This is a genomic window from Lacihabitans soyangensis (assembly GCF_024343775.1).
GTDB lineage: Bacteria > Bacteroidota > Bacteroidia > Cytophagales > Spirosomataceae > Leadbetterella > Leadbetterella soyangensis.
Map to the genome: position 1 here is coordinate 1 of NZ_RJUF01000105.1, position 2,010 is coordinate 2,010.

Genomic DNA, 2,010 nt, shown 5'->3' on the forward strand with positions numbered 1-2,010 from the left:
AAACGTTTATAAAAAGAAGGAATATTATGTATGGCCTCATGTCGAAAGGTTAAATTTTAATGCTAATTAAATACGTTTTTTGGCAAAATATAAAACCAAACATAAAAAATAAAAAAAAACCTCCAAAATTGGAGGCTCATATTAACATTTCGTTATTTGACTGTACTGAGATATTTAACAGCAAAACCCACCCAATCGGCTTCCGTGTCTGGGATTCTCACATCAGGTTTTATGCCGACACCTTCGAGGGGCGTAAGAGGCAATCTGTAGCTATAGCCAAGCGGCAAAGCCAGCCTCCAAGCATAACATGGGAGTCCCCAGTCACGAACTTCGGTATAATCAAAAGCCCCTTTCGTATTAGTACCCATTATGATGGTTTTGCTACTTTGTTTAGCCTCAAGACTTAGACTTTCGGCCGTACTAGAGGTATTTTTATCTACCAAAATCACAACCTTTTGTGGGTTCAAAGAACTCTTAGGGAAGTTAAAAGTTTTGTCTTCTGCAGTGATGATCGTTCCTGGATTCTGCTGCATTTTTCTTATCATATCCCTCAATTTAGGATCAAGACTTTGGGCAAATTCCGGAAAATCTTGGATGGCTTTGAGTTCGTGATTGAGCAAGATTTGGTTTTCCATAGATGCTCTCACTTTAGATCCACGTCTGACAATCGGTCCGTTGGCGATGTATTCAAAAACGGGATCAAACACGGCCTCGTCTCCACCAGGGTTGTTTCTAAGGTCAATTATAAGGTTTTTACTCGACCGCAACAATGAATTATTTTGACTAAGCATCTCTTTCACAAAAAGCTGTACATTGCTCATCGTAAATGGCGGCAGTCTAACTAACGTATTCAAAGAGTCTAGTTTTTCTACTCTATAGTCAGGCACCCTATGAATAAGATCGTCTTGACTTGCATATTCCTTTGGAATTGGACTCACTTTATTGAACTTATAGATATTTTCCATCACTAATAGGTTCTTAACAACCGTTGTAAGGGTAAGCTCTGACGTGAAATCAGCGTAGTAATAAGTGGTCTTTAGCTTGGTTTCGGACAATTGCTCCAACACAAACTTAGTTTTCCCTGCCACCCATTTATCATCTTTTTTGTTTAGTAAAAAACCATAAAACTTAGTGGCAACAGCTGCATCTTTAACTATTCCGAGCCTATATGCCTTGTCGTCACTTTCCCAAATACCCTCCAAATAGGCCAATTTGGCCAAGTTAGCATTCAGATAGGCTTGAAAACTAGCCTCCGAATTAAACTTTTGGACTGGCACGGCAGCGGCTCTCTTAAGCAATGCATCGGCAGGTTCCGCTGGTACTATTGGATTAATGGTATTTATAAACAAATGTCCGTCCTTGAAAAACTCCGTCCATTCTTTGAGTATGAAATAACAAGCTGTTGGGTCGGTAACACCTGCAGACTTTTCCTTGACTTTTTTAGAAAGTGCATCGAATGCTGGTTTTGTAGTGGCGTTGACTTTCATGCTAAAAGCACCGTAGTTGTCACGCACTTTTTGATAGATTTCATCAAAATTTTTCTGGCAATTGCAGTCACTTTGGGCGTTTGCAGTGGCGGAAAATAGGACAAGCAAGGCTATTATAAATTGTTTCATATTAGAAAAATAGTAATTTGGCTAGAAAGCATGAAATCCAAATTCGTGCCTAAATGCTTAGAACAAGAAATAATTTTAAAAATTTGTTATTCAAAGGCCATTTTTCATAGAAAAACAGCATTTTAATCCACTTCAATGTCGTCGCCGCCACCAAGTTCGAGATATTGAATGGGAGCTATAGCGTTGCCCGCAATACCCTTAATGCTGCCGTACATATCAATGGTGTTGCCAATAACCTTCTCTATTTGCATTTCGCGTTCTTTCCAAATCCTTTGCATGGCTCGCTTCTCTTTATCCAACTCGCTTTTGAGATTGGTAAAACCATCCACAATGGCTTCCATCTGCTGTTTAAACTGACTGCTGGTCAGGAAACTATACAGCATCCCCATTTTGT

Annotated in this window: 2 protein-coding genes; both read right to left on the reverse strand. The window is 39.4% G+C overall.

The window, feature by feature from the left end; translation table 11 throughout:
- Window positions 1-152: 152 nt before the first annotated feature.
- Window positions 153-1,616, reverse strand: coding sequence for a S41 family peptidase (locus tag EGI31_RS14620; protein ID WP_255037929.1), 1,464 nt, complete (start codon window positions 1,614-1,616; stop codon window positions 153-155).
- A gap of 122 nt (window positions 1,617-1,738) precedes the next feature.
- Window positions 1,739-2,010, reverse strand: a 272-nt coding sequence (locus EGI31_RS14625; RefSeq protein WP_255037930.1) for a DUF2130 domain-containing protein, incomplete at its 5' end; no start/stop codon positions are given.

Coding starts and splice junctions, on each gene's coding strand:
- EGI31_RS14620 (WP_255037929.1), bottom strand. CDS start 1,616: ATGAAACAATTTATAATAGCCTTGCTTGTCCTATTTTCCGCCACTGCA.